This window comes from Schumannella sp. 10F1B-5-1 (assembly GCF_006517535.1).
Classification (GTDB): Bacteria; Actinomycetota; Actinomycetes; order Actinomycetales; family Microbacteriaceae; genus Schumannella.
This window is the reverse complement of sequence record NZ_VHQH01000039.1, coordinates 210,801-237,448: the sequence shown is the minus strand read 5'-3', so window position 1 is coordinate 237,448 and position 26,648 is coordinate 210,801. Positions and strand designations below refer to the sequence as shown.

The following is a 26,648-nucleotide window of genomic DNA, read 5'->3' as shown; positions in this document are numbered from 1 at the left end:
TCCGGGGTCAGCGGATGCGCAACGCCTGAGTTTCCGACAGCGCGCCCCCTGGCGGAGGGCTTGCATGAGATCTCGCCGGTTCGGCGGAGCTCAGCCGACGAGGCGCTCGTGGCGCGCCATGGCCGACTGGTCGGTGAGCGAGGCGACCTGGTCGACGATCACGCGGCGGCGCGCCGTGTCGTCGGACGCCTCGGCCCAGTCGGCGGCGAAGCCCGCATCCAGGTGCTCCGGCCCCGACGCCCAGAGCTGGTCGGCGAGCTCGGTCAGGATGCCGCGCTGCGCTGCATAGAGCGGCTGGCGCGCGTTGGTCGACATCACGTTCGCGGCGACGATCCCCTTGAGCACGGCGATCTCGGCGCGCGTCTCCTCGGGCACGACGACCGAGCCGCCGAAGCGGGCGAGCGAGCCCGAATAGGCGTGCCGGGTCGCGTGCACGGCCTCGTGGGCGAACCGTCCGATCAGCTGGCTCGTCAGGTTCTTCAGGCGCGCGAGGTCGGCGCGGCTGCCGTCCCAGCGGTCGATCCAGTAGGCGAGGCCGTCGAGGCGGTCGAAGGCGGCCATCAGGCCGTCGCGGTCGATCTCGCCGCCGATCCAGTCGAACATCGCGTCGACGAGGTCGGCGTGATCGACTCGCGCGCTCAATGCGCGCACGTCGAGATAGCCGCTCACGATCGCATCCTCGAAGTCGTGCACCGAGTAGGCGATGTCGTCGCTGAGGTCCATGACCTCGGCCTCGATGCAGCGCACCCGCTCGGGAGCGCCGGCGCGCAGCCACTCGAATACCGGGGTGTCGTCGGCGTAGAAGCCGAACTTGCTGCGACCCGAGGGGTCGGGGATGCCCTGCTGCTCAGGCCACGGGTACTTGCAGCTCGCGTCGAGGCTCGCGCGGGTGAGGTTCAGGCCGACGCTCGTGGCCGACCCGTCCGCCTCGCGCCGGAACACCTTCGGCTCGAGCCGCGTCAGCAGACGCAGCGTCTGCGCATTGCCCTCGAAGCCGCCGATGTCGTGCGACCACTCGTTGAGCGCCCGCTCGCCGTTGTGTCCGAACGGCGGATGCCCGAGATCGTGCGAGAGGCACGCGGTGTCGACGACATCGGGGTCGAGACCGAGGCTCGCCGCGAGCTCGCGACCCACCTGGGCCACCTCGAGCGAGTGCGTCAGACGGTTGCGGGCGAAGTCCAGGCCGGCGGTCGGGCTGAGCACCTGCGTCTTGGCGGCGAGCCGGCGCAGCGCGCTCGAGTGCAGCACGCGGGCGCGGTCACGGGCGAAGTCGCTGCGACGCGTGGAGTGACGCTCGGGCATCCAGCGCTCGGCGTCGACCTCCGTGTAGCCGGCAGCGAGGTCGCGGTCGTGCGTCTCGCTCTCCGGCCGGGCGCGCCCGTGGGTGTGCGCCTCCCGTGTGCGAGCGAGAGGCGTGCCGTGCGGCTCAGCCACCGCTGTGGTGCAGCTCGGCCGCGGTGAGCTCGGCGCGGAACGACTCCGGCAGCTCGCGGCTGTCGAGCCAGTTCTCGGGAAGGCTCGGCACCTTCGGGGTGCCCGCGCGACCGCGCTGGCCCTCGGCGTCGGCACCGGGATACGGCTGGTCGTGGTCGAGGCGGGCCAGCAGCTCGTCGATCTCGGCGAGGCTGCTCGACGCGGCGAGGGCCGCACGCAGCTCGCCCCCGACGGCGTAGCCCTTGAAGTACCAGGCGACGTGCTTGCGGATGTCGCGGCAGGCGCGGTTCTCGTCGTCGAAGAAGTCGACCAGCAGCTCGGCGTGGCGGCGGAACGCCGTCGCGACCTCGCCGAGCGTCGGCTCGGCCTTGAGCTCCTCGCCGCGGAACGCCGCCGCCAGGTCGCCGAACAGCCACGGGCGCCCGAGGCATCCTCGACCGACCACGACCCCGTCGCATCCGGTCTGCTCGACCATGCGCACGGCGTCGGCCGCGCTCCAGATGTCGCCGTTGCCGAGCACCGGGGTGCCGGTGATCGTCTCCTTCAGGGTGCCGATCGCATCCCAGTCGGCGGTGCCGGAGTAGAACTCGGCGGCCGTGCGCGCGTGCAGCGCGATGCTCGCGACGCCGGCGCCCTCGGCGGCGCGCGCGGCCTCGAGATAGGTCAGGTGATCGGAGTCGATGCCCTTGCGCATCTTGACGGTCAGCGGGATGTCGCCCGCCGCCTTCACGGCGCCCTCGACGATCGCGCGGAACAGGTCGAGCTTCCAGGGCAGCGCCGCTCCCCCGCCCTTGCGCGTGACCTTCGGCACGGGGCAGCCGAAGTTGAGGTCGATGTGGTCGGCGCGATCCTCGGCGACCAGCATCGTCACGGCCTCGGCGACGGTCTTCGGGTCGACGCCGTAGAGCTGGATCGACCGCGTCGTCTCCGACTCGTGGTGCTGGATGAGCCGCATGCTCTCGGGCGTGCGCTCGACGAGCGCGCGGCTCGTGATCATCTCGCTGACGTAGAGCCCCGCGCCGTACTCGCGGCAGAGGCGGCGGTACGCGGTGTTCGTGATGCCGGCCATGGGCGCGAGCACGACGGGCACGTCGAGCCGGAGGGGCCCGATGCTCAGCGGTGCGGCGGGCGCGAGGACGGTGGACACCCGACGATTGTCCCAGATGCCGGAGGCGCTTCGCTCCGGCGGCGGGATGCGCATCCTGTCAGGATCGGAGCATGACGAGTGCTGACCTCCCCACGGGCGCTGACGGTTCGCCTGACGACGCGCCGGGCGCCGCTGGCTCGCCCGACGACGCGTCGGGCGCCGTCGACCGCGTCGCCGTCGACGCGGCGGCGCGCGGGATCGCGATCGAGTTCCAGGAGACGACCGCCGCCGGCTCGCTCGACGAGGCGGCCGCGCAGCGCGGCATCACGCCCGCCGACATCGTCAAGACGCTCGTCGTGAAGCGGCACGACGGCGACTACCTTCTCGCCCTCGTGCCGGGAGATCGCCAGATCGCCTGGCCGAAGCTGCGGGCGCTCGTCGGCGTCAACAAGCTGCGACTGCCCGACCCCGACGCCGCGTTCGCCGCCACCGGCTACGTGCGCGGCACGATCACGCCGTTCGGATCGACGACGCCCTGGCCTGTGTACGCCGACGAGCGCATCGTGGGGCGGCGTGTCTCGATGGGTGCGGGGCGACCCGGCCGGGCGCTGACGGTGGATGCGGACGCCCTCCTCGCGGGATTCGGCGCCGTCGTGGCCGACATCACGGTGCCGCGCGAGAGCTGAGGCGCGGCGAGGCTCAACTGGGGCTCGGCGCTGCCTAGAGGATCCCGTCGTCGAGGCGCTCGACGACCTCGCGGGCGGATTCGGCATCCGCTCCGACCGGCGGCGAGTCGAGTCCGGGGATCTCGCACACCCCGTCGACGCAGACCGGGGCATCGGCGCCCACCAGCGTCAGCGCCGGGGTGGGGGCGGCGGTCGACGAGAGGGGCGCATCCACGGGCCCGGCGTTCTCGATCGGGCTCACGCGGTCTCTCCTGCCGGCTCGCGCTCGGCGGCGACCGTCTCGAGCACCTGCAGGAACGTCGCGGACTCCTGCGCGCCCGAGACGCCGTACTTCCCCTCGACGACGAAGAAGGGGACGCCGTTGATGCCATAGGCGGCGGCCTGCGCGACGTCCTGCTTGACGGCCGGGAGGAATCGGTGGTCGGCGAGCACGGCGAGGGCCTCGTCGCGGTCGAGCCCGACCTCGGCGGCGAGATCGGCCAGATCCTCGGCGCGACCCACGTGGCGGCCGTCGACGAAGTAGGCCTTCAGCAGGCGCTCCTTCAGCTCGAGCTGGCGACCGAGGCTCTTCGCCCAGTGCAGCAGCTCGTGCGCCAGCACCGTGTTCGTCTGGTGGATGTCGTCGTAGTGGTAGTCGAGGCCGACCGAGTCGGCGATGCCGGTGACGCGATCGATCATGGCGCTCGCCTGGTCGCGGGAGATGCCCTTGCGGTCGCTGAGGTAGTCGATCGGGGTGCCCTCGTAGTCGACGGGGGTATCGGGGGCGAGCTCGAAGGAGTGGTACTCGACCTCGACCTGCCCCGGGAACTCGGCCGCTGCGGCCTCGAAGCGGCGCTTGCCGATGTAGCACCAGGGACACTGCACGTCGGACCAGATGTCGACCTTGATCGGGGTGCTGGCCGCGGAGGCGGCCGGCGCGGTGGCGGTGCCCTGGCTGTCGTCGGTGGTGGTGCTCACCCCTGCCTCAACCGCACCCCGCCGGATCTATTCCCGCGGCTGCGTCGCCCGCTGCACCCGGCCCCGCAGCATCCGGTCCTGCCGCATCCCGCCCGGTCCCACCTGGCCTCGCCCTACCCGGTCCCGGCGTGTTCCGTGGTGGCCCGGTCGGAAACTCAGGCGTTCGGCGCGGTGATCGGCGTCGGAGGCGCCCATCAGGGGGCCGCCAGATGTCAGCGCCTGAGTTTCCGGCGGGTACGAGACGACCGTGGCGGCGCAGGGCCGCGTCGAGCGCGGCCAGGATGAGCGGCCAGCCGTGCCGCACGTGCTTCTCGCCGACGCGCAGCGGGGTCAATCCGGTGGCGAGCATCCGGAGATCCTTGCTGCGGTCGCTTTCGAATCGATCGACGTGGAACCGGCGGCCGTCGCACTCGAGCCCGACGCTGCGATCGACGACCAGGTCGATGTCTCCCCCGCCCTCGAGCGGGTGCTGGGCGCGCACGTGATGCCCTCGCAGCAGCAAGGGGATGCGCACCGCATCCTCGAGGATGCTCTGGCTCTTCTCGTCGACGAGTCGCGCGACCCGGCGCCCGCGCGTCCCCGCGCGGACGAGGATCGACTCGAGGTCGATCCGGTCGATCCGCCCCTCGGCATACGCCCAATCGAGCGCCATCGCGGCGACCGGGGCCGGCTCGTCGCGGATCGTGCGCTCGAGCGCGTCGAGCAGAGGCTCGACGGTGATTGGCGTCGGCCCTCGGCGCGGCAGCTCCGCATCCCAGCGCACGACCACGCCGGGTTCGCGCCGGGTGCGCGGACGGCGGCGGCCTCCGCGTGAGCGGCGCAGACGCGCATCTCCGCGCCGTACGGCGATGCGCAGCACGCCGTCGGGGCTCCACTCCCACACGCCGAGGAGTCGGAGCGCCGAGAGCCCGGCCACGATCCCGCCGACCCGCGCCGCCCGGAACTCCGGGTCGTCCGCGTCGCGCGTCGAGTACCAGCCGTTGCGTGCGCGACGGAGGCGGCCCGTGCGGACCGCGGAGGTCAGCATCCGCTCGGTGGCGCCCGCCGCGAGCAGTTGGCGAGTGCGGGCGAACCCGCCCTGGCCGTCGACCCACTCCTCCACCTGCATGCGGCCACGATGCTCGGGATCCGGGACGGGCAGCGGCCCGCGGACCGAAAGGTGCGAAGTGTCTCGAATGCACGGCCTGGGGAGGACACCTCATCGAGCTGCCCTGTCGGAAACTCAGGCGTTGGCGGCGCAGGCACCAGCGATCGGCGCTGCCTCGGGGGCGTCCGCCATGCAACGCCTGAGTTTCCGACAGTGCGGCCCGAGTCGGCGCAGCGCGACTCGACTCGGGCCAGGCGCGAGCAGAGCCGGACGCATGGCGAGCCGATGCGTTCGGTGCGAGCGCTCCTCCGAGCGCCTCGCGGCGCAGCAGAGCGCCGGCCCGAGAACCGTCGCTTCGTGCGCCGCGTCAGGCGCCGCGCAGGCGCTCCGCCAGGTAGGACTCGAGGCGGTCGAGCGAGACGCGCTCCTGCGACATCGTGTCGCGCTCGCGCACGGTCACGGCCTTGTCCTCGAGCGTGTCGAAGTCGATCGTGACGCAGAACGGCGTGCCGATCTCGTCCTGACGGCGGTAGCGGCGGCCGATCGCGCCGGCGTCGTCGAAGTCGACCGACCAGAGCTCGCGCAGGTTCGCCGCGACCTCCTTCGCGACCGGCGACAGCGCCTCGTTGCGCGAGAGCGGCAGCACCGCGGCCTTGATGGGCGCGAGGCGACGGTCGAGCCGCAGCACGGTGCGCTTGTCGACGCCGCCCTTGGTGTTGGGCGCCTCGTCCTCCGAGTAGGCGTCGACCAGGAACGCCATCAGCGCGCGCGTGAGACCGAACGCGGGCTCGATCACATAGGGCGTCCAGCGCTCGTTCTTGGTCTGGTCGAAGTACGACAGGTCGACGCCCGACTCGCGCGAGTGCGTCGACAGGTCGAAGTCGGTGCGGTTGGCCACGCCCATGAGCTCGCCCCACTCGCCGCCGGTGAAGCCGAAGCGGTACTCGAGGTCGACGGTGCGCTTGGAGTAGTGGGAGAGCTTCTCCTTCGGGTGCTCGTACTGCCGCAGGTTCTCGGGAGTGAGCCCGAGACCGAGGAACCACGCCTCGCACTGGTCGATCCAGTACTGGTGCCAGGTCTCGTCGGTGCCGGGCTCGACGAAGTACTCCATCTCCATCTGCTCGAACTCGCGCGTTCGGAAGATGAAGTTGCCCGGCGTGATCTCGTTGCGGAAGCTCTTGCCGACCTGCGCGATGCCGAACGGCGGCTTCATGCGCGCGCTCGAGACGACATTCGCGAAGTTGACGAAGATGCCCTGCGCGGTCTCCGGACGCAGGTAGTGCAGGCCGGCCTCGTCATCCACCGGTCCGAGGTAGGTCTTGAGCAGTCCGCTGAAGGCGCGGGGTTCGGTCCAGTTGCCGCGCTGGCCGGTGTCGGGGTCGGGCACCTCGTCCCAGCTCTCGGGCTCGCGGCCGTGCTTCGCCTCGAACGCCTCCCAGAGGTGGTCGGCGCGGTAGCGCTTGTGCGTCACGGTCGACTCGACGAGCGGGTCGGTGAAGACCTCGACGTGACCGGATGCCTCCCACACTCGCTTCGGCAGGATCACGCTGGAGTCGATGCCCACGATGTCCTCGCGCGACTGCACCATGAACTTCCACCACTGGCGCTTGATGTTCTCCTTCAGCGCCGTGCCGAGGGGCCCGTAGTCCCATGCGGAGCGGGATCCGCCGTAGATCTCGCCCGCCTGGTAGACGAACCCGCGACGCTTCGCGAGGGAGATGATCGAGTCGAGGGCGGACGGCTGCTTGGCCACGAAGTGCTGCTCCTGGAAGTCAGCCGCGCTGGCTGCGCGGCGAGGTCGTTGACGGAACGCCAGCCTACCGGCGTGCGGGAGCGGCGAGATGCGCCCGCAGAGGGAGCAGCGCGGCCGCGGCCGCGTCGACGTCGGCGCGCGTGTTCCAGAGGTGGAACGCGAGGCGCACCCGGCCGGCGCGGCCCGACGCCCGCAGCCCGGCCGCGCCGAGCGCCGCCAGCGCCGCTCCGTCGGGGTCGGGCCAGGTGACGATCGCCTGCTGCTGGGGCGTGCAGCCCAGTTCGCGAGCGAGCGCGTCGCCGAGGCCGGAGGCGTGCGTCCAGACCTCGGCGATGTCGAGCTGGGCGAACAGACCGATCGAGTGCTCGGCGCCGACCCAGGCCTCCCACGCCGGGGAGACGTCGAAGCGGCGCGCATCCGAGGCCAGGTGGATGCTCGGCCCGTAGCAGCTGGCCCAGACGTCGTCGCCCGCATACCAGCCGGCCTGCGCGGGGCTGACCCGCTCGGCGAGCTCGGGCGTGATCGTGAGGAACGCGACCCCGCGCGGCGCGCACAGCCACTTGTAGCTGTGGCAGACGGTGGCGTCGAACAGCGTCGCGTCGACCGGGAGCACGCCCGCCGCCTGCGTGAGGTCGGCGAGGGTCAGCGCCCCGGCGGCCCGGGCGGCGGCTGTGATCGCGGCGATCGGCGCGACGGCACCGGTCGCGGACTGCACGACCGAGAACGCGGCGAGCCACGTCGTCGGACGGATCGCGTCGGCGAGCTCGTCGAGCGGCACGGTGCGCACCTGCAGGTCGGGGCGCACCTGGAACGGGAAGACGAGCGAGGAGAAGTCACCATGCGGCAGCACGATCTCGGCGCCGCGCGGCGCTGCGGCGGCGATCAGGGAGACGAGCGCGGACGTCTGCGAGCCGATCGCGACTCGCTCGGGTGCGACGCCGACGAGTCGCGCGTAGGACGCGCGGGTCGCGGCGACGACGCGGTCGTAGCCGACGGCGTCGCGTCGGCCGGCGGTCCACTCGGCGAGGTCGTCGGTGAGTGCCTGCACGGCTGCTCGCGGCGGGAGTCCGCTCGTCGCGGCGGCGAGGTATCCGGTTGCGCCGGCGAACTCGGCGGCGGCGGTCGCGAGGGGCAGCGTCATGCGTTCAGCGTGGTGGCAGCGCATCCATTGCACAACCGCATGTTCGTTGTGGCAGACCATGCCTAGGGTTATGTCGTGGATCCGGAACTCGACCTGCACTCGGTGCGCATCGTCCGCGCGATCGCCGAGCACGGCAGCATCACCGCGGCCGCGCGGGCACTCGGCTACAGCCAGCCCGCGCTGAGTCAGCACCTGCAGCGCGCGGAGACGCGCATCGGGATGCCGCTGGTCCAGCGGGCAGGGCGCACCTCGCGACTCACCGAGGCCGGCGAGGTGCTCGCACGGCACGCGATCTCGATCGGATCGGCGCTGGATGCGGCCGCTGGCGAGCTCGCGCAGCTCTCGGGGCTTGAGCACGGACGTGTGCGGCTCGCGGCGTTCCCGACGGCATCGTCGACCCTCGTGCCGCGCCTGCTCGGGGCGCTGCGGTCCGCGCATCCCGGCCTCACCGTCGGCTACGTCGAGGCCGAGCCGCCCGAGGCGCTCGCCCTCGTGCGCGACGGAGTCGTCGACCTGGCCATCACCTTCGCGTATCCCGGCGACCGGGCTGACCCGCACCGCGACGAGAACCTCGATGTGCTCGAGCTGATGGCCGACCCGGTCGCGATCGTGCTTCCGCGCGGACATCCTGCGGACTCGGGGCCCGATCGTCCCGTGCCGCTCGCCGCGCTGGCGCAGGAGCGCTGGATCGCGGGCTGCCCCCTCTGCCGTGGGCATCTGCTGGCGGCGTGCGAGGCCGTCGGGATCGCCCCGGACATCCAGCTGGAGACCGACAACGCCGCCGCAGTGCTCAACCTGGTTGCGTCGGGACTCGGCGTCGCCCTGCTCCCCCGGCTCGCTCTGCGCACCGCCGTCGTTCCCGACGGGGCCGAGGTGCGGGCGACCGAGCCCGCGAGCGATCGGGCGATCCGGATCGTCGCTCGGCCCGGCAGCCGAGGCGTCCCGGCGATCGGAGCGGCCCTGGCGCTGGCGGGGCGGCTGCGCGAGGCCAGCGTCGGAGGCTGAGCGCGCTGCCGCTCTGACCCTGCTGTTCGGCCGTCCCTGCTGGTCGGCTGCCGCTGTGCCGAACTGCCGGTAAGGATGGACCGACTCCTCCATCCCGGTCGGGTTGCCGGAAACTCAGGCGTTAGCGATCCGACGAGACGGCAACCCTCTCGGGCTCGGCGAGGTCGCTCGCAGCAACACCTGAGTTTCCGACGCGCCCTCGCGGCAGGGAGCCGTCAGCGGCCGAGCGCCCGCACCCGATCGACGGCATCGGCGAGAGCGGACGCGATGCGCTCGGCGTCGCCCACGGTCACCTCGGGCGAGAGCGTGAAGCGGATCGCCGACCGCGCCAGCTCATCGGAGTAGCCGAGGGCGAGGAGCACGTGCGACGCCTCGTCGCGTCCCGCGGCGCAGGCCGAGCCGCTCGATCCGACCATCCCCTGCTGCTCGAGCTCGAGCAGCACCGACTCCCCGCTGACCCCGTCGAGCACGAAGGATGCCGTGCCCGGCAGGCGCACGTCGTCGCGAGCGCTCGACTGCGCGGCGGAATCCCAGGCGCCGGTCACCGACGCGATCGGGACGCCATCGAGAACGGCGCGGATAAGCGCATCCCGTACCTCGCGCACGCGCGGTGCCGACTCCTCGGTCTCGGCGCGCGTCGCCTCGAGCGCGACGGCGAGGCCGACGGCGCCGGCGACGTTCTCGGTGCCCGAGCGTCGTCCGCGCTCCTGTCCTCCGCCCGCGATGACCGGCTCGAGCGGCAGGCCGGCGCGCACCGCCAGCGCGCCGATGCCCTTCGGTGCTCCGAGCTTGTGTCCGGAGACCGTGAGGGCGTCGACGCCGAGCTGACCGAGCCCGACCGGGAACCAGGCCGCCGACTGCACGGCGTCGCTGTGCAGCGGGACGCCGGCGGCGTGCGCGACCTCGGCGAGGCGGCCGATCGCCTGCACGGTGCCGACCTCGTTGTTGGCGTGCTGGATGCTGACGAGCGCCGTGTCGTCGCGGATCGCGTTCGCGAGGTGCTCGGCCGAGACGAGTCCGGAGCGATCGACCGGAAGCAGCGTCACGGTCGCGTCGTGGAGCCGCCCGAGCTGCTCGACCGCCGCGAGCACGGCCTCGTGCTCGATGGGCGTCGTGACGATGTGGCGGCCTCGGGTCGAGGCGAGCACGATGCCCTTCACCGCCAGATTGTCGGCCTCCGTCCCGCCCGAGGTGAGCACGACCTCCGATGCCCGGCAGCCGAGCTGCGCGGCGATGCGGCGGCGGGCGTCGGCGAGGCCGTCGGCGGCGCGGCGTCCGAGATCGTGGGTGCTCGAGGGGTTGCCGAACTCGCCGGTGAGCCAGGGCCACATCGCCTCGAGCACCTCGCGCCGCACCGGCGAGGTCGCGGCGTGGTCGAGATAGAGCACGAGCGACCTCAGCCGATCCGCACGTCGAGACCGAGGTCGAGCGCGCGCACGCTGTGGGTGAGCGCGCCGACCGAGATCACGTCGACGCCGGCGGCGGCGATCGCCGCGACCGTGTCGAGGTTGACGCCCCCGCTCGCCTCCACGAGGGCGCGCCCCGCGACGAGAGCGACGCCCTCGCGAAGCTGCTCGGGTGTGAAGTTGTCGAGCATGATCGTGTCGACGCCGGCGGCGACGACCTCCTCGACCTGGTCGGGCCGATCGACCTCGACCTCGAGGTGCGTCGTGTGACCGATGCGGGCGCGCGCGGCCCGGATCGCGTCGCCGACGCCGATCCCCTGCGCCTGCAGCACGGCGAGGTGGTTGTCCTTCGCCAGCACGGCGTCGCTGAGCGAGAAGCGGTGGTTGTGCCCGCCGCCGCTGCGCACGGCGTGACGTTCGAGCACCCGGAGGCCGGGAGTCGTCTTCCGCGTGTCGACGATCCGCGCGCGGGTGCCGGCGACCGCCTCGACGTAGCGGGCGGTCTGCGTCGCGATGCCCGACATCCGCTGCACCAGGTTGAGCCCGATGCGCTCGGCGCGCAGCACGGCTCGGGCCGTGCCGGTGACCACCGCGATCTCGTCGCCGGCCGCGAAGCGGGCGCCGTCGGCGAGGTGGATGCGCACGTCGCTGGCCGGGTCGACCAGACGGAACGCGCGAGCGAAGACATCGACGCCGCTCAGCACGCCCGGTTCGCGCGCGGCGAGCACCGCCTCGGCCCGCGCGTCGGCGGGCAGGAAGGTCTCCGACGTCACGTCCCCCCACGGAGCATCCTCGGCGAGGGCGCGGTGGAGGATGTCGTCGATCTGCTCGGGGGTCATGCCAGGGCTGCTCTCGTGGTGACGGCGGGTTCGGGGTCGCGCGACGGGCTCGATGCTCTCGCCGGGCGGCGCCGGGATGCGCGCGCGGCCGGATCGGTCGCCGACGCCGGCGGTGTCGGAAACTCAGGCGTTGCCGATTCGACGTGCAGCGTGCGCGTCCACGTCACGCGTCGCAGCCAGGACGGGTCGGCGACAGGGTGGTCGCGGCGGTGATGCGCACCGCGGGACTCGGTTCGGTGCAGCGCCGCGGTCGCGACGAGGGCGGCCAGATCGGCGAGATTCCGGTCCTCGAGACCCATGAGGGTCTCGCGGGGATCGCGCGATGCGGGCCGCGCGGCGAGCTCATCGAGCACCGCGGCGAGACCCGCGGCGTCCCGCTCGAGACCCACGTGAGACCACATGAGCTCCTGGATCCGCGCCCGGGCGACGGGGCCGGCCGAGAACAGCGCCTGAGTTTCCGACGCCGCCCGCCGTGCGGTCGACGAGGGCGCGGCCGACGAGGACGTCACGGCGGGCGCGGGCGCGACGATCACGCGCAGATCGTCCGCCGGGGTCAGCGGCTGCCAGGGCGCGTCGAGCGCGCCGGCGGCGCGCTCGGCGAACACGAGCGACTCGAGCAGCGAGTTGGACGCGAGCCGGTTCGCCCCGTGCACGCCGGTGCAGGCGGCCTCGCCGACGCAGAACAGGCCCGGGATGCTGGTGCGCCCGTCGACGTCGGTGCGCACTCCGCCCATCCAGTAGTGCGCCGCCGGCGTCACCGGGATCGGCGTCGTGGCCCAGTCGAAGCCGTGCGTGCGGGTCACCTGGGTGAGTCCGGGGAAGCGCTGCTCGAGGTACGCGCCGCCGAGCGAGGTCGCGTCGAGCAGCACCGGGCGTCCGCCCTGTCTGGCCATCGCGTCGGCGATCCCCCGCGCCACCACATCGCGCGGCGCGAGCTCGCCGTCCGGATGCACGTCGAGCATGAACCGCCGCCCCTGCTCGTCGAGCAGCACCGCTCCGTCGCCGCGCACGGCTTCGGAGATGAGCGGCGTGCCCGGCACGGCCAGCGCGGTGGGATGGAACTGGTAGAACTCGACGTCGGTCAGCTCGGCGCCCGCGCGCCACGCGGCCGCGACTCCGTCGCCGGTCGTGACGGCGGGGTTCGTCGTGTGCCGGAACAGCTGCCCGGCTCCCCCGGTCGCGAGGATCACGGCGTCGGCGGTCTCGACGAGAAGCCCCGAGGGCCCGAGCAGCTCGGCTCCGACGACCCGGCCGTCGCGCACGATCAGCTCGGCCAGCGCGGTGCGCTCGTGCAGTGCGACGGCCGACCGGCGCACGGCGTCGAGCAGCACGCGCTCGATCTCGCGGCCCGTGGCGTCGCCGCCGGCGTGCACGACGCGACGCGCGGAGTGCGCTGCCTCGTGTCCGCGGGCCAGCCCGCTGCCCGAGGGATCGCGGTCGAATGCGACTCCGAGCCCGATGAGGTCGCGCACGCGCTGCGGTCCCTCGGAGGTGAGCACTCGCACGGCCTCCGGATCGGCGAGGCCGTCCGCGGCGCGCAGCGTGTCGTCCGCGTGCGACTCGGCGCTGTCGTCAGGGAACAGCGCGGCTGCGATCCCTCCCTGCGCGTAGGCGGTGTTCGCCTCGCCCGCGGCCGCCTTCGTGACGAGCACGACGTCGTGGTCGCGGCACGCACGATAGGCGGCGATGAGCCCGGCGATCCCCGAGCCGATGACGAGCACGCGCATCTCAGGCTCCGATGCGAGCTGCGCCAGGCGCGCCGACTGCGCTCGCAGCACCGGGCGCGCGCGGCGCGGGCGCGTGGGCGCTGCTGCTCGGCGGCACGTCGCCCGGCATGGGCTTCGGACGCAGCGCCAGCATCCGCTCGAGCGCGAGGCGCGCATCCGCGGCCGTGACCTCGTCGACCTCGATCACGTTCGGCGACCGGCCCTCGACGAGCTCCTCGAGCACCCAGGCGAGGTAGCCGGGGTGGATGCGGTACATCGTCGAGCACGGGCAGACGACCGGGTCGAGGCAGAAGATCGTGTGCTGCGGATACTCGGCCTGCAGCCGGTTGACCATGTTGATCTCGGTGCCGATCGCGAAGGTCGTGGGCTCGGTGGCGGCGGCGACCGCCTTGCGGATGTAGTCGGTCGAGCCGGCCTCGTCGGCGGCATCCACCACCTCCATCGGGCACTCGGGATGCACGATCACGCGCACCCCGGGGAACTCGGCCCGCGCGGCCTCGATCTGCCGCACGTTGAAACGCTTGTGCACCGAGCAGAAGCCGTGCCACAGCACGACCCGCGCGTCGTGCAGCTGCTCGACCGTCGACCCGCCGAGCGGCTTGCGCGGGTTCCACATCGGCATCTGCTCGACCGGCACGCCCATCTTCTTGGCGGTGTTGCGCCCGAGGTGCTGGTCGGGGAAGAACAGCACGCGCTGGCCCCGCGCGAAGGCGTCTTCGAGCACCGTCTCGGCGTTCGACGAGGTGCAGACGATGCCGCCATGGCGACCGCAGAAGCCCTTGAGCGCGGCGCTCGAGTTCATGTACGTGACGGGGATGACGGGCACACGGCCGTCGGCGTCGGGCTCCGTGCCGTACAGCTCCTCGAGCTGCGCCCAGCATTCCTCGACCGAGTCGAGGTCGGCCATGTCGGCCATCGAGCATCCGGCGGCGAGGTTCGGCAGGATCACGTTCTGCGTCGGCTTGGCGAGGATGTCGGCCGTCTCGGCCATGAAGTGCACCCCGCAGAACACGATCGTCTCGGCCTCGGGCACCGTCTGCGCGGCGTTCGCGAGCTGGAACGAGTCGCCGAGGAAGTCGGCGTGCTGCACGATCTCGTCGCGCTGATAGAAGTGGCCGAGGATGACGACGCGGCTGCCCAGCGTCTCCTTGGCGGCGCGGATGCGGGCGTGCAGCTCGTCGTTCGAGGCGAGACGGTACTCCTCGGGCAGTGCACCCTGGCGCGGAGCGCCGACCGGGATGACGTCGCCCATCGACGATCCGGGGCCGTAGCCGACGACCTTGTCGAACTCCCACGGCCCCTTGGCGAGGTCGGGGGCGCAGCTCGCGCCCGCGCCGGTGGTGCGGATGGTCTGGATCAGGGTGTCGACGGAAGGCACGGGACTCTCCTAGCGCCCGGCGGGGGCCGGGCTGGCGATGAGCGGGCCGTTGTCGACCAGCTCGATGTCGGCGTCGTAGCGATAGAGCCGCGGCGGACGATGACGACCCCCGGTGACGTGCTGCTCGGTGCGCACGATCGCGGGGCTGGACTCCACCTGACGGCGGAAGTTGGCGGGGTCGAGCGGCTTGCCGAGCACGGCCTCGTGCACCTGGCGCAGCTCGCTCAACGTGAAGGTCTCGCCGAGGAAGGCGTGGGCGATGCGCGAGTACTCCATCTTGGTGCGCAGGCGCCACAGCGCGTACTCGACGATCAGGTTGTGATCGAAGGCCAGCGGCGGCAGCGCATCCGCCTCGAACCAGCGCACGTTCTCGTCGACCGTGGCGGCCTCGGCCTGCTCGGTGCGCACGAGGGCCCAGTAGACGATCGAGACGACGCGTCCGGTCGGCGAGCGGTCCGGCTCGCCGAAGGCGTAGAGCTGTTCGAGGTACGCGGGCTCGAGGGCGGTGGTCTCGAAGAGCTTGCGGGCCGCGGTCGCGCTGAGGCTCTCGACGGCGTCGGCCACACCGCCCGGCAGTGCCCACCGCTCGGCGAAGGGATCGCGCGTGCGGCGCACGAGCGGCAGCCAGACGGTCGCGCGCCCGTCCTCGGCGCAGGGTCGCAGCGCGAAGATCACGGTCGAGACGGCGAGGTCGATGGTCGACATCCGCGGCTCCTTCGTGATCGGGTCCGGGATCGCGGTGCGATCGGGGAGTAAAGGTCTGACTGACCTGAACGGAGTCTAGCACTAAAGGTGCGGGTGACTTGAACCGTCTGCGGCACTATCGTCAGGCCATGAGCACGACTCGGGATGCGACCGTCGACGTCGCCCGCGGACTCGCGATCATCGCGATCGTGCTCGGCCATGTCGAGCGCGGTCTCATCCGCGCCGACCTGCTGGACGGAGCACTTCCCGCCATCGTCGAGCTCGATCGCATCCTCTATCTGGTGCACCTGCCGGTGTTCGCCTTCCTCGCCGGACTCTTCGTGGCCCGCGGGGTGGAGCGCGACGGCGTCGCTCGCTACCTGCGGTCCCGCGTCGTGCTGTTCGCCTGGCTCTACGTGCTCTGGTCGTTGCTGCAGGGACTCGTCACGGTCGCGCTGTCGTCGCTGGTGAACCGTCCCCGCTCGCCGATCGAGGTGCTGGAGCTGTGGGTGCCGAAAGATCAGTTCTGGTTCCTCACCTGGCTGATCGTCGCGACCGTGATCGCGGTGCTCATCCGCCCCTGGCGCGTCGGTGTGCGCCGCTGGATCGGCGTCGCGGCGGCGATCGGGAGCCTCGCCTTCTGGGGTCTCGGCTGGAACGTCGTCGGAGGCCAGGGCCTCGCCCTCACCGCCTTCTACCTCGCCGGCTGCATGATCGGGGCCGAGCGCGTGCGTCGACTTGTCGGCCGTCTCGGCGTGGTGCGGGCGCTGCTCGTGGCCGTGCTGTTGGCGCTCGTGTTCGTCGCCGTGCTCGCCGGCACCACCACTCCGCCCACCGAGGGCGGGGCCACGCGCACGCCGACCTCGGTCGCGCTCGGCGTCCTCGCGGCGGTCGTCGGCACCGGCGTCGTGCTGTCCGCGGCGCGTGCTCTCTCCCGACTGGGACCGCTCACCCGCGTGCTGGCGCTGCTCGGCGAACGCTCCCTCGAGATCTTCCTCGCGCACATCCTCGCCACCGCCGGCGCGCGGATCGTGCTCGATCGGCTCGGGATCGACGAACCGGCGCTCCAGGTCGCCGGCGGAGTGATCGCGGGCCTCGCGTTCCCCCTCGCCCTCTGGTGGCTGACGACGCGGCTCGGCGCGCCCTGGCTCTTCCAGGCGCCTCGCCCTCTGACGGGCGCGCGCCGATAGCCTGAGCCCGTGCTCACCGCCGACCAGCCGCTGCCCGCGCGACCGCGCCGCGTGCTCGTCTGCGGGCTCTCGGGAAGCGGCAAGACGACCCTCGCCGCGAAGATCGGCGGCGTGCTCGATCTGCCGCACACCGACATCGACTCGCTGCACTGGGGCCCGGAATGGACGCCGCGCCCGCAGTTCGCCGACGACGTGGATGCGCTGGTCGCCGGCGACCGCTGGATCACCGAGTGGTCCTACCGCCTCGTGCGCGATCGGCTCCTCGACCGCGCTGATCTGCTCGTGTGGCTCGACCTGCCCTTCCGGGTGACCATGCAGCGGGTGCTCCGGCGGACCGTGCGCCGTCGCGTGCGCCGCGAGGTCCTCTGGGCAGGGAATGTCGAACCGCCGCTGCGCACCTTCTTCACCCGACCCGACGACAGCATCCTGCGCTGGACGATCGCGACCCGCGACAAGTACCGCGAGCGGGTGCCGGCGCTGGCCGCGGCGCGACCCGAGCTGCCGATCGTGCGGCTGGGGTCGTCGGGCGAGGCCGACGCCTTCGTGCACCGGCTCATCACCGATCCGCCGCGCTGAGGCCTGCCGCGTCGATGCCCGCCGCGCCGCGCCGGATTCAGCCGAGCGCCGCGGCGAGCTGCCGCGCGTAGTGCACGCGACCATGCACATCCGCCGAGGCGCCCGCGTGCGACGCGGGCAGGATGACGACGTGCACGAAGCCCGGAGCCTGCACGGTGACCTGCACCGAGCCGACGACGCGCTGCTCTTTCGCGAGCAGGAAGAACAGGCTGAAGAACGTGATCACGAAGAACCCGACGATCGCGACGACGATCGCCCACGTCGGCGTCGCCTGCTCGACGCGGGTGTAGTCGTTCGCGACGATGCTCGTGCCGCGCAGCGGGACCGTTCCGGTCGGCGTGACGACCCAGTTGTGCGTCACCTGCACGTCGCCGATGACGATGAGCACGGGATCGGCGGCGCCGTACTGCTGCAGGGACACGATGACTCCTCGGGTTCACGCCAGCCTATCGGGCCGGCGTCATCCCTCGACGGAGTCCGGCGCATCCACCGCCCCGCCGAAGCGGCGCGTGCGCCGCGCGTACAGTTCGACCGCCTGCCACAGCTCGGTGCGGGAGAAATCGGGCCACAGCGTGTCGAGGAACACCATCTCGGCGTAGGCCGACTGCCACAGCTGGAAGTTGCTCGTGCGCTGCTCCCCCGAGCTGCGCACGAACAGGTCGACATCGGGCAGATCGGGCGTGTAGAGGTGCCGCTGGATGGTCTTCTCGGTGATCTTCGCCGGATTCAGCCGACCGGCCGCGACCTCGGCGCCGATCGCGCGCACCGCATCCGCGATCTCGGTGCGCCCGCCGTAGTTGACGCACATGGTCAGCGTCATCGTGTCGTTGCCGGCGGTGAGCCGCTCGGCGAACTGCAGCTCGTCGATGACGGAGCGCCACAGCTTCGGCTTGCGGCCGGCCCAGCGCACGCGCACGCCCCAGGCGTTGAGCTGGTCGCGCCGACGGTGCAGCACGTCGCGGTTGAATCCCATGAGGAAGCGCACCTCGTCGGGGCTGCGCTTCCAATTCTCGGTCGAGAAGGCGTAGACGCTGAGGTGCTTGACGCCGATCTGGATCGCCCCGGCGACGACGTCGAGCAGCGCCGCCTCGCCGGCCTGATGGCCCTGCGTGCGGGTCAGTCCCTGCCGGTTGGCCCAGCGGCCGTTGCCGTCCATCACGATGGCGACGTGCTCGGGCACGGCGGCGCGCGGGATCCGCGGCGGGTACAGGCCCGTCCAGTCGACGGGCTTGAAGTCGACGGCGTCGCGGTGGGTGCGCAGGAAGCGCGAGGCATCGGTCATCGTGTCGATCGTGCCATGCCGCGGTCTGCGCGGCGGCGCGACGCCCGCGCTGCTGTCGGAAACTCAGGCGTTGTGGTCGAGTTCGAGCGCCGTCGGCGTGCTCTCGGGCGTCGACTCGGTCGCAACACCTGAGTTTCCGACACCCGGTGCGGCGGTTGAGGGGGCGGATGACGCGGTCGGCGCCGGTGACGAGGTCGACGCCCCTGAGTACTGCGGGCGTCGGCCCACGGCGGTCGGATGCGCGGAGCGGTCGACGTGCGCGATCGAGCGCAGTCCGCGCTCCAGGTGGTACTGCACGTAGGCGGCGACGACGCCCGAGGCCTGGCCGCGCGCGCGGTCGTCGCTGTCCTCGGCCGCATCCCAGTCGCCTGCGAGCAGCGCCCCGAGCAGACTGAGGGTCGCGACGTCGAGGCGCGGCGTGCCGGGCGGCGCGACCGCATCGGCGACGACTCCGCCGAGCTGCGGCGAGAACGCCGTGTGCGGACCCGACGCGCCCGTGACGGCGCAGTCGACGAAGCTCGGCGCCCAGCCGGCGATCGACAGCGCCCGCAGCAGGTACGAGTCGAGCGTGAGCGCGGGGCTGTGCTCACCGCGCGCCAGCGATCGCAGCGCGCCGACGAGCAGCAGGTAGTGCTGCAGGCCGGCGTCGTGGTCGGTGAGCCGGTCGGCGGTCTCGACCATCGCGGTCGCCGCCGTGTACCGCGCGTAGTCGCCGACGATGTCGGCCCCGTAGGCGCCGATCGACTCGGCCTGCTGCACGATGTCGAGGCTGCGGCCCTCGTAGCACTGAACGTCGGCGACCATGAACGGCTCCAGCCGCGAGCCGAACCGAGATGCCGTGCGCCGCACGCCTTTCGCCACCGCCCGGATCTTGCCGTGACGCCGGCTGAGCATCGTGACGATGCGGTCCGCCTCACCCAGCTTGTGGGTGCGCAGGACCACGACGTCGTCACGGTAGGTCGGCACCGACACATTCTGCCGCGCACCTCCGACCTGCGCCGGGATGCCACCCCGGGTCTACGCTCGGTCCAGGCCGTTCGGATGCGCGGCCGCGCTCCCCGGCGCCGCATCCGCATCCGCATCCGCTTCCCTGACCCGGACATCGCGAGAGGACCACCCATGTCGTACGCCGTCGATTTCGCCGACGTCTCCACCGTCGGGCTCGAGTCGTCTCCGGTCGCCGATGCGCTCGCCGGCCTCCGCGCCAACGAGGCGCGCTACTTCAAGAACAAGTACGACCACGTGTTCACGGTCGTGCCGGCCGCCGACGCCGCGGACACGATCGCCTGGGTGCACGACATCCTCGCCGAGGAGAGGGACCTGTCGGTCGCCTCGACGCCGCTCGAGGCGACCGAGTTCGAGGTCGACGGCATCCGCATGGCCTACGTGTTCTACGAGAGCGGCTTGTCGATCAACGTCATGTACACGCTCGACGACGCCGGCAAGCGCGCCGTCGGGTTCAAGCTCTCCGACGGCATGGAGGTGCCGGAGGAGCTGGCCTCGACGTTCAAGTTCGCGCGCCAGAAGTCGAAGCTCGCCGGCACGATCCGCGGCTCCTACTTCGTCATCAAGAAGCCGCATTGACCGCGCGCAGCCGAGCGCTCGCGCGGATGAGCGGGCTGCACGCAGCTCAGATGAGCGAGCGCAGCAGCTCCTCGGGCGAGACGCCTTCGTCCTGAGCGCGTCCGACGAGGCGGCGGTGCTCGTCGGGGTCGAGGCGGACCACGACCTCGACCTCGGTCGGCTCATCGAAGTCGAACAGCGCGGTCTCGGCCGGCAGATCCCGGTCGGCCGGGTCGTCGCCGAGATCGAGGGGATGCGCGTCCGCCGTCGTCGCGGCCGTTCCGCCGACGACCGGCTCGGGCGAGGCGGAGGCGCCCGCCGAGGCAGCCCCGCCCGGGGCGCCCGCGAATCCTGGTCCGGCATCCGCCGCTCCCCCGCTGCGGTACGACTCCGCCACCGCGCGCGCTCGCACGTCGGCGGCCTCGTTCAGGTCGTGGCCGGCGTGGCCCTTGACCCACTCGAAGCGGTAGCGGCGGCCGCGGATCGCCTCGTCGAGCTCCTGCAGAAGATCGACGTTGAGCACGGGAGCGCCGTCGCGCTTGCGCCAGCCCTTCGACTTCCAGCCGGGCATCCACTTGGTGATGCAGTTGATCGCGTACTGGCTGTCGCAGAGCACCAGCAGGTCGTCGTCGACGTGCGCGGTGGCGCGGAACAGCTCGAGCACCGCCTGCAGCTCGCCGCGGTTGTTGGTCGCGTGCGGCCAGCCCCCCGCAGCCCAGTTCTGCTCGTCGACGAACCATGCCCAGCCCGCCGGTCCGGGGTTGCCCAGAGCGGATCCGTCGGCGGCGGCGGTGATCGTCATGGGGCTCCCTCCGCGACGCCGCGCGGCCCCGCGCATCCACTGTAGGGCGCGCCGACGACGCTCCCGACCGACCCCGCGTCAGACTTGCCCGGTGACCGAGCAGTTCATCATCCCGCTGTGGGCCGACCTGCTGTCGATCGGCATCGGCAGCCTGCAGGGGGCGCTGTTCGCCGCCGGATTCCGTGACCGCCGCCTCGACCTGCTCGGCGTCGCGATCATCGGCATCGCGACCGGCTTCGGCGGCGGAATCCTGCGCGACGTGCTGCTCGCCCAGGTGCCGGCCGCGCTCCAGACGAACTGGCATCTGATCGTCGCCACGGGGGCCGCGCTGCTCGGGATGCTGCTCGAGCGGATCTTCCACCGCTTGCGGCACTTCATCACCGTGCTCGACGCCCTGACGCTCGGCCTGTTCGGCGCGATCGGCACCTCGAAGGCGCTCGCGCTCGGGCTCGAGCCGGTGCCGGCCGTCTTCCTCGGCGCGCTCACCGCGGTCGGCGGCTCTGTGCTGCGCGATCTGCTGCTCAACCTGCCGATCGCGCTCATGCACGTCAGCTCGCTCTACGCCATCGCGGCGATCGCCGGGGCGACGAGCCTCGTCGGACTCGTCGCCCTCGGCGCGCCGATCGCGACCGCCGCGACGGTGTGCGTCGCGATCACGGTCGTGATCAGGGTGCTCGCGGTGCTGTTCTCGTGGACGCTCCCCGAGCAGAGAGCGCTCGCCTGGCGGTTCGCCTGGCGCCGCTCCGTTCGTTCCGCCGAGCCGTCATCGGACGACTGAGCGGGCGCGTCGGCCGCAGACCTGCTCAAGTCGGCCGACGTCGGCGTGCCCTGTCGGAAACTCAGGCGTTGAGTGCGGCGCGCGTCGAGGGCTGCACGAGACCGCACCGCTCGACGACGCCAACGCCTGAGTTTCCGACACCCGCGGCGGATGCGACGGGCCGGCGGGCCGGGTGACGGGTCAGACCGAGGCGAGCTCGCGGTCGCCGCCGTGGGTGCGCACGGCGCGGTTGACCGCCGAGACGACCGCCTTGAGCGACGCGGTCGAGATGTCGGCGTCGATGCCGACGCCCCAGAGGCGCGCATCCCCCACCTGCAGCTCGACGTAGGCCGCGGCCAGAGCGTCGCCCGAAGCCGACAGTGCGTGCTCGACGTAGTCGTAGAGGCGCACCTCGTGCCCCTCCTCCGCCAGGATGCCGAGGAACGCGGCGATGGGGCCGTTGCCGACGCCGGTCGCCGACGTGACCTCCTCGCCCACGCGCCAGCGGATCTCCAGCTCGATCGAGCCGGTCATCTCGCTCGCGGTACGTGTCGACAGGATCTCGAAGCGACCCCACTTGTCGTCGGCCGCGGCGGCGGGCAGGTACTCGTCCTGGAAGACGCTCCAGATCTGCTCGCTCGTGACCTCGCCGCCCTCGGTGTCCGTCTTGCCCTGCACGACCTGGCTGAACTCGATCTGCAGCCGACGCGGCAGGTCGAGCGAGTGGTCGGCCTTCAGCAGGTAAGCGACGCCGCCCTTGCCCGACTGCGAGTTGACGCGCACGACGGCCTCGTAGCCGCGGCCCAGATCCTTCGGGTCGACGGGCAGGTAGGGCACGGCCCACTCGAGGTCGGCGACCGGGGTGCCGGTCTCGGCCGAGCGGCGCTCCATGGCCTCGAAGCCCTTCTTGATCGCATCCTGGTGGCTGCCGCTGAACGCGGTGTAGACCAGGTCGCCCGCCCACGGGCTGCGCTCGGGCACCCGCAGCTGGTTGCAGTACTCGGCCGTGCGGCGGATCTCGTCGAGGTCGCTGAAGTCGATCTGCGGGTCGATGCCCTGCGTGAACAGGTTGATGCCCAGCGCGACCAGGTCGACGTTGCCGGTGCGCTCGCCGTTGCCGAACAGGCATCCCTCGATGCGGTCGGCGCCGGCCTGGTAGCCCAGCTCGGCGGCGGCGATCGCGGTGCCGCGGTCGTTGTGCGGGTGCAGGCTCAGGATGACGTTCTCGCGGTGGTTCAGGTTGCGCGACATCCACTCGATCGAGTCGGCGTAGACGTTCGGCGTGGCCATCTCGACCGTCGAGGGCAGGTTGATGATGACCTTGCGCTCGGGCGTCGGCTCGAGCACTTCGAGCACCTGGTTGCAGATGTCGCGGGCGAACTCGAGCTCGGTGCCGGTGTAGCTCTCGGGCGAGTACTCGTAGTAGACGGTCGTCTCGGGGATCGTCTTCTCGTACTCGCGGCACAGGCGCGCGCCCTCGAGCGCGATGTCGACGATGCCCTGCTGGTCGGTGCGGAACACGACGTCGCGCTGCAGGATGCTGGTCGAGTTGTAGAGGTGCACGATCGCCTGCTTGGCGCCGCACAGCGACTCGTACGTGCGGGCGATGAGGTGCTCGCGCGCCTGGGTCAGCACCTGGATGGTGACGTCATCCGGGATGGCGCCGTCGTCGATGAGCTGACGGACGAAGTCGAAGTCGGTCTGGCTCGCCGACGGGAATCCGACCTCGATCTGCTTGTAGCCCATCTTCACGAGCAGGTCGAACATGATGCGCTTGCGCTCGGGGCTCATCGGGTCGATGAGCGCCTGGTTGCCGTCGCGCAGGTCGACGGCGCACCACATCGGGGCGACGTCGATGACCTTCGCGGGCCAGGTGCGGTCGGGCAGGTCGGTGCGGAACTGCTCGCTGTAGGAGCGGTAGCGGTGCACCGGCAGGGGGCTGGGCTTCTGGGTGTTCTTCATGGTCTAGCTGGTCTCTCCTGTGAGGGATGGACGGAAACAGCCGACGACAGACTCCGCGACGAGGGAGGCCGTTGGATCTAGGCCTCGTCGCGGCAGCTAAGAAGAAGCAGGCCGAAGAGCACGGACCGAGGCTACCACCGTTCCGCGGGGCCCCGTCCGTGAGGCTCGGTGTCGGAAACTCAGGCGTTGCCCACAGCGGGATGCCGCGCATCCCAGCCCTGATGCGGGGCGGGATGCGCAACGCCTGAGTTTCCGACAGGGCCCCGGGCGGGCGGCACCCGGGCTGGACGGCCCGGGGTCAGTCGACCGCGAGGGCGGTGACCGGGGCGACGCGGGTCGCGCGGCGGGCCGGGGCGAGGGACGCGACCCAGGTCAGCGCGGCGGCGGCGACCACGATCACGCCGAGCAGCACCCACGGGATGTCGGGGACGATGATGCCGGGCGAGCCGTTGATGCTGCCGAGCAGCGACTGCGCGCCGCACCAGCCGTAGAACGCGCCGAGCACGAGCCCGACCAGCACCGCGGTGGCGGTGAGCTGCGCGCTCTCGACCGTGATCATGGTGCGCAGCTGGCGCACGCTGAACCCGAGCGCCCGCAGAAGCCCCAGCTCGCGGGTGCGCTGCACGACGCAGAGCGACAGGTTGTTCACGAGTCCGACGGCCGCGATGAGCGCGCTGAAGCCGACGAGCACCGAGAAGACCGCCTGGATCGCCGTCAGCACGGTGTCGGTGCCGGCGTAGACCTCCGGGCTCGCCGACTGGGCCGCGTGGATCATGTCCGAGAAGCTCGCGATCGCGACCCCGAACATCGTGATCAGGGTCACGCCGATGACGACGCCGATCGTCGTGCGCGAGCTGCGCTCGGGGTAGCGCAGGGCGTTCTCCGCGGCGAGTCGGGCGGTCGGCGCCGAGCCGAACAGCCGGCCGACGACGCGCAGCGCCGGCGGCATGACGAGGTGCGCGCCCGCGATGAGTCCGCTGAACGAGAGGATGCCGCCGAAGATCCCGATCAGCACGCCGAACGGGCTGACGAGTCCGACCGCGACGCCGAGCAACAAGATGCCGGTTCCGAGTGCGAACAGCACGATCGCCACGACCGTGCGCGCCGGGCGACGCACGAGCTCCTCGCGCCCCGCCTCCTGCGCCCCGCCGATGGCCTGCAGCGGCGTGACCGTGAGCACGCGTCGCGACCCGATCCAGGATGCGGCCCAGGTGGTGAGCACGACGGCGACGAGCGGGATGAGCACCGCCGGGTTGAGCCAGCCGGCGCTGTAGTCGATGTCGGGGATCGTGTCGGTCGCGACCGCGACCCGATCGAGCGCGATCGCGAAGCCGGTGCCGATGACGACGCCGAGCGCCGCTCCGATGATCCCGACGAGCAGGCCTTCGCGGGCGATCGCCCGGCGCTGCGACGCGGCGCTGTCGCCGATGAGACGCAGCAGCGCGATCGTGCGCGCCCGCCCGGCGACGATCGTCGAGAAGGTGTTCGCGGTGACGATCGCGCCGACGTAGATCGAGATGGCGATGAACACGAGGGCGAGGATCGAGAGCATGAGCGGCAGGGTCGACCCGCTGCGCCCGGCGGCGGGATCCTGCGAGACCAGTGCGCCGAGGAATCCGGTGACCTGCAGCAGCGCGACGCCGAAGGCCGCGCTGAGCGTGGCGACCGTGATGCTCGAGCCGTGCCCGCTGAGCCGGCTCACGCCGCACTCTCCATGGCGAGCATGGTGCGCGAGATCTCCTCGGCGCTCTGGCGGGGTCGGTCGTCGACGACGATGCCGTCGGCGAGGAACAGGATGCGGTCGGCGTAGCTCGCCGCGACGGGGTCGTGGGTGACCATCGCGATCGACTGGCCGTACTCGCGGCTCGCGGTGGACAGCAGGCCCAGCACCTCTCGCCCGGTGCGGGAGTCGAGGTTGCCGGTCGGCTCGTCGGCGAAGACCAGCTCGGGGCGGGTCGCGAGCGCGCGCGCGATCGCGACGCGCTGCTGCTGCCCGCCCGAGAGCTCGTGCGGTCGGTGACGCAGCCGTGACTCGAGGCCGAGCGCCTGCTGCAGCTGGGCGATCCAGGCCTGCTCCTGGTCGGTCGGGCGGCGCCCGTCGAGCTCGAAGGGCAGCAGGATGTTGCCCGCGACATCGAGCGTCGGCACCAGGTTGAACGACTGGAAGACGAAGCCGACACGACGGCGGCGCAGCAGCGTCAGCTGGCTGTCGCCCATCGCGCCCATCTCGGCGTCGCCGAGCCAGACGCGGCCGCCCGTGGGCGAGTCGAGGCCCGCCATGATGTGCATGAGCGTCGACTTGCCCGAGCCGCTCGGCCCCATGATCGCGGTGAACTCGCCGCGGCGGATGCCGAGCGTCACGTCGCGCAGCGCGACCACCTCTCCGGCGGCCCGCCCGTAGCTCTTGGTCAGGTTCTGCACCCGGGCGACGAGGCCCATGTCGGTGGTCGTGATCTCCATGTCTTCGACGCTACGAAGGCCGCGGAGTCGGCGCGTCGGACCTCGGGAGGTGCCTCGTCATCCGACGGGATGATCGTGGCTCCCCCGCGAGTCGCGCGAGTTCCCGGGCCCCGGGGCTCAGTCGATCAGCCGGTTCTCGTAGGCGTAGACGACGAGCTGCACGCGATCGCGCAGGCCGAGCTTGGCGAGGATGCGGCTGATGTGCGTCTTGACGGTCGCCTCGCTGACGAACTCCTCGGTGGCGATCTCGCTGTTGCTGCGCCCGGCGGCCGCGAGCAGGAAGATCTCGCGCTCGCGCTGCGTCAGGCCGCCGAACTCGGGCGGCGGCGTCGAGCCGGCGCTGCGCGAGCCGAACTGCTGGAAGAGCTCGCGCGTCGCCGACGCCGCGATGACCGAGGTGCCGGCGTGCACGGTGCGGATCGCGGCGAGCAGGAACTCCGGGTCCGCGTCCTTCAGCACGAAGCCGCTCGCCCCCGCGCGGATCGCCCGTGCGGCGGCCTCGTCGAGGTCGAAGGTGGTCAGCACGAGGATGCGGGGGCTCTCGGCGCCGGCGGCCCGGGCGGCCACGATCCGCTGGGTCGCGTCGATGCCGTCGAGCACGGGCATCCGGATGTCCATGAGGATCACGTCGGGTCGCGTCGAGCCCGCGAGGGCGATCCCCTCCACGCCGTCGCCGGCCTCGCCGACGAACTCGAGGTCGGGCTGGGAGCTGACCAGCATCCGGATGCCGGTGCGGAACAGGGCCTGGTCGTCGACCAGGGCGACGCGGATGCGGTCGGTCACGGTGCGGGATGCCTCTCGTCGGCGGTCGGCGGGTCGGGGAACACGGCGTCGGACGGCACCGAGTGGAACGGCGGATCCGCGGGAGGGTC

25 protein-coding genes and 2 pseudogenes are annotated in these 26,648 nt (G+C 72.0%); 7 read left to right on the top strand and 20 right to left on the bottom strand.

All coding sequences use genetic code 11. From position 1 onward, the window contains the following. Positions 1–90: 90 nt before the first annotated feature. Both FJ658_RS11865 and dusB read right to left on the bottom strand, forming a co-directional pair. A complete protein-coding gene (locus tag FJ658_RS11865; protein ID WP_255447701.1) occupies positions 91–1,434 on the bottom strand; it encodes a deoxyguanosinetriphosphate triphosphohydrolase in 1,344 nt (447 codons plus the stop codon). Beyond that, on the bottom strand, positions 1,427–2,581 hold the full coding sequence (gene dusB, locus FJ658_RS11860; protein ID WP_255447700.1) for a tRNA dihydrouridine synthase DusB: 1,155 nt from the start codon (positions 2,579–2,581) through the stop codon (positions 1,427–1,429). Before dusB ends, FJ658_RS11865 begins: the two co-directional genes overlap by 8 nt. 71 nt (positions 2,582–2,652) lie before the next feature. On the opposite strand from dusB, the gene FJ658_RS11855 reads away from it, so the two are divergent. Then, complete coding sequence (locus FJ658_RS11855) at positions 2,653–3,207, top strand: aminoacyl-tRNA deacylase (RefSeq protein WP_141145590.1); 555 nt, start codon at positions 2,653–2,655, stop codon at positions 3,205–3,207. Positions 3,208–3,241: 34 nt separating this feature from the next. Here FJ658_RS11855 and FJ658_RS11850 read toward each other — a convergent pair whose 3' ends face one another. Both FJ658_RS11850 and FJ658_RS11845 read right to left on the bottom strand, forming a co-directional pair. Next, entirely contained in the window at positions 3,242–3,448 is a 207-nt protein-coding gene (locus tag FJ658_RS11850) for a hypothetical protein (RefSeq protein ID WP_141145589.1), read from the bottom strand. Further along, the gene (locus tag FJ658_RS11845; RefSeq protein WP_370454803.1) at positions 3,445–4,095 is read right to left on the bottom strand and encodes a DsbA family protein; all 651 of its coding nucleotides are present in this window, start codon (positions 4,093–4,095) and stop codon (positions 3,445–3,447) included. The genes FJ658_RS11850 and FJ658_RS11845 overlap by 4 nt, the downstream gene beginning before the upstream one ends. A 316-nt stretch (positions 4,096–4,411) precedes the next feature. Between FJ658_RS11845 and FJ658_RS16875 the strand changes: the two genes are divergently transcribed. Next, positions 4,412–4,978 carry a hypothetical protein gene (locus tag FJ658_RS16875; RefSeq protein WP_255447699.1) on the top strand — a complete coding sequence of 189 codons (567 nt, stop codon included), beginning with the start codon at positions 4,412–4,414 and terminating at the stop codon, positions 4,976–4,978. Between the two features lie 168 nt (positions 4,979–5,146). On the opposite strand, the pseudogene FJ658_RS16995 reads toward FJ658_RS16875, so the two are convergent. The 3 genes and pseudogenes from FJ658_RS16995 to FJ658_RS11830 form a co-directional block, all read right to left on the bottom strand. Then, positions 5,147–5,272: pseudogene (locus FJ658_RS16995) on the bottom strand (type IV toxin-antitoxin system AbiEi family antitoxin domain-containing protein); the annotation flags it as partial. A 346-nt stretch (positions 5,273–5,618) separates the two neighbouring features. Next, a complete protein-coding gene (locus FJ658_RS11835) occupies positions 5,619–7,004 on the bottom strand; it encodes a glycine--tRNA ligase (RefSeq protein WP_141145588.1) in 1,386 nt (461 codons plus the stop codon). Between the two features lie 64 nt (positions 7,005–7,068). Next, positions 7,069–8,145, bottom strand: a complete 1,077-nt coding sequence (locus FJ658_RS11830; protein WP_141145587.1) for an aminotransferase class V-fold PLP-dependent enzyme — start codon at positions 8,143–8,145, stop codon at positions 7,069–7,071. A gap of 75 nt (positions 8,146–8,220) precedes the next feature. Here FJ658_RS11830 and FJ658_RS11825 point away from each other — a divergent pair, with 75 nt between their 5' ends. Continuing rightward, entirely contained in the window at positions 8,221–9,150 is a 930-nt protein-coding gene (locus tag FJ658_RS11825) for a LysR family transcriptional regulator (protein WP_255447698.1), read from the top strand. 215 nt (positions 9,151–9,365) lie between these two features. Here FJ658_RS11825 and FJ658_RS11820 read toward each other — a convergent pair whose 3' ends face one another. Genes FJ658_RS11820 through FJ658_RS11800 form a run of 5 tightly spaced genes read right to left on the bottom strand, consistent with a single transcriptional unit; the run spans position 9,366 to position 15,205 of the window. Continuing rightward, complete coding sequence (locus FJ658_RS11820; protein ID WP_141145586.1) at positions 9,366–10,538, bottom strand: cysteine desulfurase family protein; 1,173 nt, start codon at positions 10,536–10,538, stop codon at positions 9,366–9,368. Positions 10,539–10,546: 8 nt separating this feature from the next. Continuing rightward, positions 10,547–11,395, bottom strand: coding sequence for a carboxylating nicotinate-nucleotide diphosphorylase (nadC, locus tag FJ658_RS11815; RefSeq protein ID WP_141145585.1), 849 nt, complete (start codon positions 11,393–11,395; stop codon positions 10,547–10,549). Next, complete coding sequence (gene nadB / locus FJ658_RS11810) at positions 11,392–13,122, bottom strand: L-aspartate oxidase (RefSeq protein ID WP_141145584.1); 1,731 nt, start codon at positions 13,120–13,122, stop codon at positions 11,392–11,394. Before nadB ends, nadC begins: the two co-directional genes overlap by 4 nt. Position 13,123: 1 nt before the next feature. Next, on the bottom strand, positions 13,124–14,500 hold the full coding sequence (gene nadA, locus FJ658_RS11805) for a quinolinate synthase NadA (RefSeq protein WP_141145583.1): 1,377 nt from the start codon (positions 14,498–14,500) through the stop codon (positions 13,124–13,126). Positions 14,501–14,509: 9 nt separating this feature from the next. Beyond that, positions 14,510–15,205, bottom strand: coding sequence for an NUDIX domain-containing protein (locus FJ658_RS11800; RefSeq protein WP_141145582.1), 696 nt, complete (start codon positions 15,203–15,205; stop codon positions 14,510–14,512). A gap of 128 nt (positions 15,206–15,333) precedes the next feature. Between FJ658_RS11800 and FJ658_RS11795 the strand changes: the two genes are divergently transcribed. Together FJ658_RS11795 and FJ658_RS11790 are read left to right on the top strand one after the other, a co-directional pair. Continuing rightward, entirely contained in the window at positions 15,334–16,374 is a 1,041-nt protein-coding gene (locus FJ658_RS11795; protein ID WP_141145581.1) for an acyltransferase, read from the top strand. Between the two features lie 9 nt (positions 16,375–16,383). Beyond that, the gene (locus FJ658_RS11790; protein ID WP_141145580.1) at positions 16,384–16,950 is read left to right on the top strand and encodes an AAA family ATPase; all 567 of its coding nucleotides are present in this window, start codon (positions 16,384–16,386) and stop codon (positions 16,948–16,950) included. A gap of 37 nt (positions 16,951–16,987) precedes the next feature. Here FJ658_RS11790 and FJ658_RS11785 read toward each other — a convergent pair whose 3' ends face one another. The 3 genes and pseudogenes from FJ658_RS11785 to recO all read right to left on the bottom strand — a co-directional run. Continuing rightward, positions 16,988–17,371, bottom strand: coding sequence for a hypothetical protein (locus FJ658_RS11785; protein ID WP_141145579.1), 384 nt, complete (start codon positions 17,369–17,371; stop codon positions 16,988–16,990). Positions 17,372–17,410: 39 nt separating this feature from the next. Further along, entirely contained in the window at positions 17,411–18,232 is an 822-nt protein-coding gene (locus FJ658_RS11780) for an isoprenyl transferase (protein WP_141145578.1), read from the bottom strand. Between the two features lie 249 nt (positions 18,233–18,481). Next, positions 18,482–19,198, bottom strand: a pseudogene (recO, locus tag FJ658_RS11775) (DNA repair protein RecO); the annotation flags it as partial. A gap of 153 nt (positions 19,199–19,351) precedes the next feature. On the opposite strand from recO, the gene FJ658_RS11770 reads away from it, so the two are divergent. Next, positions 19,352–19,816 (top strand): phage tail protein, encoded by a 465-nt coding sequence (locus tag FJ658_RS11770; RefSeq protein ID WP_141145576.1) that lies wholly within the window; start codon positions 19,352–19,354, stop codon positions 19,814–19,816. A gap of 46 nt (positions 19,817–19,862) precedes the next feature. Here the strand turns inward: FJ658_RS11770 and FJ658_RS11765 are convergent, their stop codons facing one another. Next, positions 19,863–20,597 carry a ribonuclease H gene (locus tag FJ658_RS11765; RefSeq protein ID WP_141145575.1) on the bottom strand — a complete coding sequence of 245 codons (735 nt, stop codon included), beginning with the start codon at positions 20,595–20,597 and terminating at the stop codon, positions 19,863–19,865. A 91-nt stretch (positions 20,598–20,688) separates the two neighbouring features. On the opposite strand from FJ658_RS11765, the gene FJ658_RS11760 reads away from it, so the two are divergent. Beyond that, positions 20,689–21,375, top strand: a complete 687-nt coding sequence (locus FJ658_RS11760) for a trimeric intracellular cation channel family protein (RefSeq protein ID WP_141145574.1) — start codon at positions 20,689–20,691, stop codon at positions 21,373–21,375. Between the two features lie 180 nt (positions 21,376–21,555). Here FJ658_RS11760 and leuA read toward each other — a convergent pair whose 3' ends face one another. The 4 genes from leuA to FJ658_RS11740 form a co-directional block, all read right to left on the bottom strand. Next, a complete protein-coding gene (gene leuA / locus FJ658_RS11755; protein WP_141145573.1) occupies positions 21,556–23,316 on the bottom strand; it encodes a 2-isopropylmalate synthase in 1,761 nt (586 codons plus the stop codon). 298 nt (positions 23,317–23,614) lie between these two features. Next, positions 23,615–25,018 (bottom strand): FtsX-like permease family protein, encoded by a 1,404-nt coding sequence (locus tag FJ658_RS11750; protein WP_141145572.1) that lies wholly within the window; start codon positions 25,016–25,018, stop codon positions 23,615–23,617. Continuing rightward, complete coding sequence (locus FJ658_RS11745) at positions 25,015–25,776, bottom strand: ABC transporter ATP-binding protein (RefSeq protein WP_141145571.1); 762 nt, start codon at positions 25,774–25,776, stop codon at positions 25,015–25,017. Before FJ658_RS11745 ends, FJ658_RS11750 begins: the two co-directional genes overlap by 4 nt. Before the next feature lie 117 nt (positions 25,777–25,893). Beyond that, entirely contained in the window at positions 25,894–26,559 is a 666-nt protein-coding gene (locus tag FJ658_RS11740; protein ID WP_141145570.1) for a response regulator transcription factor, read from the bottom strand. Positions 26,560–26,648 lie beyond the last annotated feature (89 nt).

What these genes read in the sequence shown, in the direction of transcription:
- FJ658_RS11855 (WP_141145590.1), top strand. Translation starts at nt 2,653, where the DNA reads ATGACGAGTGCTGACCTCCCCACGGGCGCTGACGGTTCGCCTGACGAC.
- FJ658_RS11830 (WP_141145587.1), bottom strand. Translation starts at nt 8,145, where the DNA reads ATGACGCTGCCCCTCGCGACCGCCGCCGCCGAGTTCGCCGGCGCAACC.
- nadC (WP_141145585.1), bottom strand. Translation starts at nt 11,395, where the DNA reads ATGACCCCCGAGCAGATCGACGACATCCTCCACCGCGCCCTCGCCGAG.
- nadB (WP_141145584.1), bottom strand. Translation starts at nt 13,122, where the DNA reads ATGCGCGTGCTCGTCATCGGCTCGGGGATCGCCGGGCTCATCGCCGCC.
- FJ658_RS11800 (WP_141145582.1), bottom strand. Translation starts at nt 15,205, where the DNA reads ATGTCGACCATCGACCTCGCCGTCTCGACCGTGATCTTCGCGCTGCGA.
- FJ658_RS11795 (WP_141145581.1), top strand. Translation starts at nt 15,334, where the DNA reads ATGAGCACGACTCGGGATGCGACCGTCGACGTCGCCCGCGGACTCGCG.
- FJ658_RS11780 (WP_141145578.1), bottom strand. Translation starts at nt 18,232, where the DNA reads ATGACCGATGCCTCGCGCTTCCTGCGCACCCACCGCGACGCCGTCGAC.
- FJ658_RS11770 (WP_141145576.1), top strand. Translation starts at nt 19,352, where the DNA reads ATGTCGTACGCCGTCGATTTCGCCGACGTCTCCACCGTCGGGCTCGAG.
- FJ658_RS11765 (WP_141145575.1), bottom strand. Translation starts at nt 20,597, where the DNA reads ATGACGATCACCGCCGCCGCCGACGGATCCGCTCTGGGCAACCCCGGA.
- leuA (WP_141145573.1), bottom strand. Translation starts at nt 23,316, where the DNA reads ATGAAGAACACCCAGAAGCCCAGCCCCCTGCCGGTGCACCGCTACCGC.
- FJ658_RS11745 (WP_141145571.1), bottom strand. Translation starts at nt 25,776, where the DNA reads ATGGAGATCACGACCACCGACATGGGCCTCGTCGCCCGGGTGCAGAAC.